General features: G+C 67.6%; 6 protein-coding genes. 2 read left to right on the plus strand and 4 right to left on the minus strand.

The features are described from left to right. The 3 genes from HY703_00765 to HY703_00775 all read right to left on the minus strand — a co-directional run. A partial coding sequence (locus tag HY703_00765; protein ID MBI4543710.1) for a DPP IV N-terminal domain-containing protein occupies positions 1 to 916 on the minus strand: 916 nt, incomplete at its 3' end. Next, positions 907 to 3,372, minus strand: a complete 2,466-nt coding sequence (locus HY703_00770) for a vitamin B12-dependent ribonucleotide reductase (GenBank protein ID MBI4543711.1) — start codon at positions 3,370 to 3,372, stop codon at positions 907 to 909. The genes HY703_00770 and HY703_00765, both read right to left, overlap by 10 nt. 289 nt (positions 3,373 to 3,661) lie before the next feature. Further along, positions 3,662 to 3,940, minus strand: a complete 279-nt coding sequence (locus tag HY703_00775; GenBank protein MBI4543712.1) for a hypothetical protein — start codon at positions 3,938 to 3,940, stop codon at positions 3,662 to 3,664. Between the two features lie 367 nt (positions 3,941 to 4,307). On the opposite strand from HY703_00775, the gene HY703_00780 reads away from it, so the two are divergent. Further along, a complete protein-coding gene (locus HY703_00780) occupies positions 4,308 to 5,123 on the plus strand; it encodes a type IV toxin-antitoxin system AbiEi family antitoxin domain-containing protein (protein ID MBI4543713.1) in 816 nt (271 codons plus the stop codon). 1 nt (position 5,124) lies between these two features. Next, positions 5,125 to 6,312, plus strand: coding sequence for a nucleotidyl transferase AbiEii/AbiGii toxin family protein (locus tag HY703_00785; protein ID MBI4543714.1), 1,188 nt, complete (start codon positions 5,125 to 5,127; stop codon positions 6,310 to 6,312). A 13-nt stretch (positions 6,313 to 6,325) separates the two neighbouring features. On the opposite strand, the gene HY703_00790 is transcribed toward HY703_00785, so the two are convergent. Next, positions 6,326 to 7,020 (minus strand): hypothetical protein (locus HY703_00790; protein ID MBI4543715.1); only part of this gene is annotated, 695 nt, incomplete at its 5' end.

Below are 7,020 nucleotides of genomic sequence, written 5' to 3' on the forward strand. Positions count from 1 at the left end.
CGTCGGCCCCCAGGTCCACCCAGCGGGTCTGGCCACCGTCGAGCCCGATGACGCCGATGGCGACACGGGAATTCGCGGTCCCCGCTTTGGGGTAGCGGAGCGGAATCGGTTTCGAGTAAAGCGACGTCTCGTCGATCAGGAAGAACGTCTCGATGGGGCTCTGGTCGAGGCGCCAGAAGGCAATGCGGCGGGAGTCGGGGCTCCAGCGCCAGCCGTCGCGCAGGTCCAGCTCCTCCTCGTAGACCCAGTCGAAGGTGCCGTTGATGATGACCTCGCTGCCGTCCGTGGTGAGCGCTCGCTCCGCGCCCGTGGCGACGTCGACGACATAGAGGTTGTTCTCGCGCACGAAGCCGACCTCCCGGCCATCGGGCGAGAACCTGGCGAACTGCTGCCAGCCCGGCGCGCGGGAGAGCGGCGTGACCTGCTTTGTGGCAGGGTCGTAGAGGTAGTAGTAGCCTCTGGTAGGCTGTCGCCAGACGAGCTGCGAGCGCGTATAGATGAGCAGCCTGTCGCGAGCCGTGGACCACTGGTACGCTTCGATCTCGATCGGCCCGGACTCGCCGGGCGGGACGAGCGTCGCCCCCTCGATCAATTTCGTGCGCTGCCCCGTGACCGCGTGTTCGAGCCACAGGTCGGTGGTGCCGCTTTGTTCACCTGGCTCGACGAAGGTGTAGCCCTTGCCGTCCGGCAGCCATTCGAGCTGCTCGAGATCGTCAGGGCGGAAGTCGCGGGAGGCAAAAATTCGCTGGACCGTGAGCTGCTGGGCGTGGAGCCGCGGCGTCGCGGCGGCCAGGCCTGCGGCCAGCGAGAGCAGGGTCGCGTGCGCCAGGAGGCGGAGCAGTGCGTCGCGCCCGCCGATCCTGCCGTTTGTCGCGAATTCCCGCCGCCGGGGCTCCAGTCCGAGCATCAGCCGCATTCGCTGTATCCGCACGCCAGGCACTTCATGCAGCCTTCCACGAAGTGGAGCTGCGCCGAGCAGTCGGGGCAGCTACCGAGGAAGCTTTGGCCGGGGTCGTAGGCGCCGAAATCCACGTGGAGCTCTGCCCCTTTGGCGGGCGCGCCTGGCTCGGCCATGGGTAGCTCCTGCTGGACGCCCGCCTTCTCGCGCTCGTGCTGGGCGATGGCCTGGGCAATGGCATCGGGCACGGACAGCACTTTGCTGGGCCCGACGCCCACGGCGCGGTCACAGGAGATGCCGCGGAGCTGGTGGTAGACCTCCGACATAGGGATGCCGCTGCGCAGTGCGAGCGAGACCAGGCGGCCGATGGCTTCGACGTCAGCCATGGCCGCGCCGCCAGCCTTGCCCAAGGTGGCGAACAGCTCGAAGGGGCGCGCCTGCTCGTCTTCATTGATGGTAACGTACAGGTCGCCCAGCGGGCTGGGCATGCGGCGGGTCGTGCCGCGCAGTGCGGGGGGGCGAGTCCGCTTGTGGCGCCGCTTCTGGATGCGCGCCTCGACCTCACCCAGCCGCCCCTTCAGCTCCTCGTTTTCCTGCACCAGGCGGTGCAGGCGTTCGCGCGAGTCCGCGAGCTGCGACTCGAGGTCCGGCGGGGCGGCGGCCGCGGCGTCGCCTGCCGTCCTGCCCGTGGAAAGCACCTGGGCGGGGCGCGAGCCGTCACGGTAGACGGTCACGCCCTTGCAGCCCAGCTCGTGCGCCAGCAGGTAGATCTGGCGCACGTCTTCCTGGGTCGCCTGGCGCGGGAAGTTGCAGGTCTTCGAGATGGCGGAATCCACGTGCTCCTGGAAGGCAGCCTGCATGCGGATGTGCCATTCGGGCGTCACGTCGTGCGCGCTCACGAAGAGCTGCTGCACGGCCTCGGGAACCTCGGTGAAATGGATGTGGCCCTCGCGCGCGATCCGCTCCATCAGCTCGTCGGAGTGCCACCCCTGCTCCCGCGCCAGCCGCACGAAATCCTTGTTGACATCGGGCATCAGCGCGCCCGCCTGCTTGCGCATGAAGGCCACGGCAAACAGCGGCTCGATGCCGCCCGAGCAGTCGGCAAGGATGGAGATCGTGCCCGTGGGCGCCACGGTCGTGGTGTTGCAGTTGCGCAGGCGGCGCTGCGGCCGGATACGCTGGCCGTCGGGGGTGCGGGCGCAGTGCTCGTCCGGCCCCCAAATGCTCTCTTCCCACTCCGGGAACACGCCCCGCTGCTCGGCCAGCTTCTCCGAGGCCAGCTTCGTTTCCTCGTCCACAAAGCCCATGAGCTTGCTGGCCAGCTCGATGGCTGCGTCACTGGCATAGGGCACACCCACGCGCACCGGGATGTCCGACCACCCCATGATGCCCAGACCGAAGCTCCGGATCAGTGGCGCCAGGGCGTGGATCTCTGCGAGCGGGACCAGACAGGCGACAATGACGTTGTCCAGGAAGTGGCTGGAGAGGTGGACCACCTGGCGCAGTCCCTCCCAGTCCACGCGCTCCTGGGGCGCGGCATCGGGCGGCGCGTCCAACCGGACGAACGGGCCTACGTTCACCGAGCCCAGGTTACAGACGTCGTAGGGCAGCAGCGGCTGCTCGCCGCACGGGTTGGTGGCCTCATAGCTGCCCAGCTTGGGCACCGGATTGTAGGCGTTCGCCCGGTCAATGAAGAACACGCCCGGCTCGCCGGTGGCCCACGCGCCCCGGACAATCAGATCGAAGATCTCGCGCGCGTCTTCCCAACCCACTACCTCGCCCGTTCGCGGCGTGATCAGCGGGTACTTCTCCCCCTTCGCCACGGCCTCCATGAAGCCATCCGTGATGGCCACCGAGATGTTGAAGTTCGTGACCTGACTCACGTCCGTCTTGCAGGTGATGAACGCGCGGATGTCCGGATGGTCCACGCGCAGGATCCCCATGTTCGCGCCCCGGCGCGTGCCGCCCTGCTTCACAACCTCCGTGGACGCGTCGTAGAGCTTCATGAAAGAGACGGGGCCGCTGGCCACGCCCATGGTCGAGCGTACCACGTCCCCCTCGGGGCGCAGCCGGCTGAACGAGAAACCCGTGCCGCCGCCCGACTGGTGCACCAGCGCCATGGCGCGCAGCGTGTCATAAATGCCGTTCTTGCCGTTGGACAGCGCGTCTTCCACGGGCAGCACGAAGCAGGCCGAGAGCTGGCCCAGCGGCCGCCCCGCATTCATCAGGGTAGGCGAGTTGGGCTCGAACAACCCCGTCGCCAGCAGGCGGTAAAATTCCCGCGCCACCGCCTCGACTGCACCCTCGCTCGCCCCGAACTTGGCATCCTCCGCCGCTACCACCCGCGCCACCCGCCAGAACATGTGCTCCGGCTCCTCGACCGGATTCCCACTCTCGTCCTTGCGCAAGTAGCGTCGCGCCAGCACGAGCCGCGCATTCTCCGTGAGCTTCGCGGACGGGAGATCCTCGACCATGACCTCACCTCCCGCTGGCGACGGCAACTGGGTAGCGTTCCCGGTGGTTGGATGGCGCTTCATGGCTCGCTCCTGGGAAACCCCACTGAGGGACCTCGGGACCACCGCTGTGGGGCACCGGCTGCCGCCGTCAGTCTCGCGCGTGCCCGGGCGGGCCCCCAAGATATTGGGGGGAGAGCAGTATACATCGGCCACATGTTGGGGTCAAGCCCCGGGTGCCGGCGAGGCCGAACGCGATGGAGGGGCCTCGCGCGGCAGGCTGGAAGTTGGGGCGAAGCGGGTGTGGGAATCAAGGCCCGGGGCGCGGCCGGCGGGGTCGGGCCCGGCCGGACTTGCGGCAGTGGATGTGGCGCCTGCGTTCGAGCTCGCGCTGGCGCTGCCGCTCGGCGAGCGGCTCGGGCGCGGCTGGGGGGGTGGGCTGCGTGGCTTTGACCTCGCCCTCCATGACGCGGCTGTAGAGCTGATCCTGGAGGTCGCCCTCCTCGGGGGTCTGGACGCGCTGCTTGGAGTCGGTGGCGCCGGCCTCACCCGGTGCGATGCGGAACTGATCGGGTCGTTTCCCGCCCATGCCTGTTCCTCGCTGCTCGCGTGGTTCGCGGTTAGCCCTGCGGGCGTGGCTTACAGGTTTCGTACCAGAGATGCGCGTGCCCGGCTCGCGGGCGCCGGTGGAGGGGGCGCGTCAACCGGGATCTTGTCGCAGTGCTCGGGCGGCTCGCCTTCGCCGGTCTTTTTGGAGACCCGGATCCGGACGCCTGGCGTTTCGCCTTCCCCATGGTCCGCCTCGGCAAAAAGCCCGCCTTGCGGGACGACCTGCTGTTGTGATACAAGCCTGCCTTGCGTGACGACCTGCTGTTGCGATATACTTCGTGTGTAGATATCTACGTATTTCGAAAACTTTCACATGTAAATTATATCATCGCAGAGGATCTAGCAAGGTGGGCAACGCATCCGGTTCCGACCGCGCACTCCTGGCCAAGCTCTCCAGGGCGGCCAAGGGCGGTCTGCTTTCGGTGGTCGACGCCGCGGCAGCGATCGGGATCAGCCGGACGGCGGCTGCCATGAAACTGGCCTCCTTGACCCGACGCGGCTGGCTTGTGCGGGCGCGGCGCGGCCTTTACCTGATCCCGCCCCTGGAAGCAGAGCCTGGCAAGCCTTCCGTAGCCGAGGACCCCTGGATCGTCGCCCGGGAGGCTTTTTCTCCCTGCTATATCGGCGGGTGGAGCGCGGCCGAGCATTGGGGGCTGACTGAACAGCTCTTCCGCGGCACGCTGGTCGTCACAGCAGCGCACGTTCGGTCGCGGTCGAGGAAGCTGCTCGAGCACGAGTTCCGTCTGTTCCGTGTTGCAGCCGACCGGATCGCTGGCGGGGTCACACCGGTCTGGCGAGGCGCCGAGCGGGTGCTGGTCTCGAGTCGAGAACGCACGATCGTGGATTGCCTTCGAAACCCGGAACTGTGTGGAGGCATCCGCCACCTCGCCGACATGCTGGAAGAGTACGGCCGTGCCCCGGAGCGGGATTTCAAGAAGCTACTCGCGGAGGCCGAGGGCTTCGCGTCAGGCGCTGCCTGGAAGCGGCTCGGGCATCTTGCCGAGCTACTCTGGCCAGGTGAGCGGGCCATCACGGAAGAAGCGACGCGGCGGCTCACGGCAGGGTATTCCCGTCTGGACCCTGCTGTCCGGCGGCGTGGGAGGCTCGTCCGGCGCTGGCGCCTCTGGGTGAACGTCTCCGTTGGGACGGGGGGCGCATCCTGACATGATTCGCAAACAGGACATCCTTGACCGGGCAGGCGAATGGCAGCTCCGGCCCGAGGTGGTGGAGAAGGACTACATCCTGGGCTGGCTGCTTGCCGGCCTGGCATTGTCTCCCGCGCGCGACAATTGGGTTTTCAAGGGCGGCACATGTATCAAGAAGTGTTTCTTCGAGACCTATCGGTTCTCCGAAGACCTGGACTTCTCCCTCCTGCCGGATGCTGCGTACACCGAGGATGAGATCCGGGACTTGCTAATCGGCATCACGCGTGCAACCCATGAGCTGAGCGGCATCGAGTTTCCACCGGACTTGGTGGAGATCCGCGCGCGTCGCGACAAACAAGGTCAGGACACTTTTCAGGGCCGCATGGGCTACCGCGGCCCTTTGGCTTTTCCAGGGTACCCCCGTGTGCTCCTGGACATTACCAGGTATGAGCCGGTGCTCGATCCTCCCGACGCACGGCCCGTGTTCCACCCATACCCGGAGTCGCTGCCGCCGGAACTCAGCGTCGCTACCTACTCGTTCGACGAGCTGCTCGCGGAGAAGACCAGGGCGCTCTACGAAAGGGCCCGCCCACGGGATCTCTATGACGTCGTCTACCTGCTTGAGAACCACCCCGAGGCGTTCGATCTCGTGCATCTGCGCGAGCTGCTTCAGGCGAAGTGCGAAGCCAGAGGGTTAGCGTGCCCTTCCCAGGCCGAGGTGCTTGCCGTTATCCAAGACACGGAAGAGCTCAGGTCGGAATGGGGCAATATGCTGGCGCACCAGTTGCCAATGCTGCCCGACCTGGACGCCGTCCTCGCACGGCTTGCTGACCTTCTGCTCTGGATCGAGGCGCCGGTGGCGGCGCCAGCCGAAGTCGCGCTCCCCACGGTGCCGATGGCCGCCGGCGCGACTCTCCTGGCGCCCGCGGGCATCCACTATTGGGGGACTGGCGTCCCGCTCGAGACCGTCCGCTTCGCAGGGGCCAACCGCCTGCTAATCGAATTCGATTACAGCGGTACACGCCGCGTGGCCGAGCCGTACTCACTGAGGCGGGCGGAGAGCACCGGCAACCTGCTGCTGTACGCCTGGGAAGAGGGAGCCGCCCACATCAAGGCTTTCAACCTGGACAGGATCTCAGATGTGCGTGCAACGAGCAGGAGCTTTGAACCTCGCTACCGGATCGAGCTCTCGGCTGTGGGGCCTTGACGAGAAGTCCTGGTCAAAAGGAGGGGCCGAGGCGGAGGTAGGCGAGGGGCTGGTCTCGGGGCCCCTGGATGGGGAAGCCGATGCCGGAGCGGACGCGGAAGGTGGGACCGAAGAAGAGGTTAAGGTCGAGGGCGAGTTCCGCGCCGGTGCCGACCAGGGGTCGGAGCGCGGGGCGGGCGCAGTCGGTCTCGGTGCGCGTGGCGGCTGCGGGGCACCAGGCGTCGCCGGCATCCAGGAAGAGGCTGGCGGAGAGCCGGTCCAGGAAGAGGGGCCAGAGGCGGACCCCCCGGCCGACCAGAGCGATGGGGAGCCGGTATTCGAGGCTGGCGGTCCAGGCGCGGGTGCCGGCGCGGTCTCCCTCGAGGAAGCTGCGGACGGGCAGGAAGACGGATCCAGAGCCAATGCTGCCGCCGGCGGGCAAGGGCAGAGCGGCCCCTGGGGCGCCCCCGATATCGGCGGGACTGGCGCCGGCGCCATTGCGCCAGATGCTGCTGGCGCGCAGTGCGATGACGTGGTCGGCAAAGCCGAACAGGCGGATGGCGTGGTAAGCGGCGCCCCAGGCGGAGACCTCGGAGTAGCTGCGGTCGTGAGTGGCGGAGGGCTCGAGATCCCAGCGCCTCCGGCCGCCGAGGGCCAGGCTGATGCCGTCCTCGCGGCTGATGGAGAAGGCGTGGCTGCGGGCGGTCGCGTAAGCCAGTCGCGCGGCGA

It is taken from the genome of Gemmatimonadota bacterium (assembly GCA_016209965.1).
GTDB lineage: Bacteria > Gemmatimonadota > Gemmatimonadetes > Longimicrobiales > RSA9 > JACQVE01.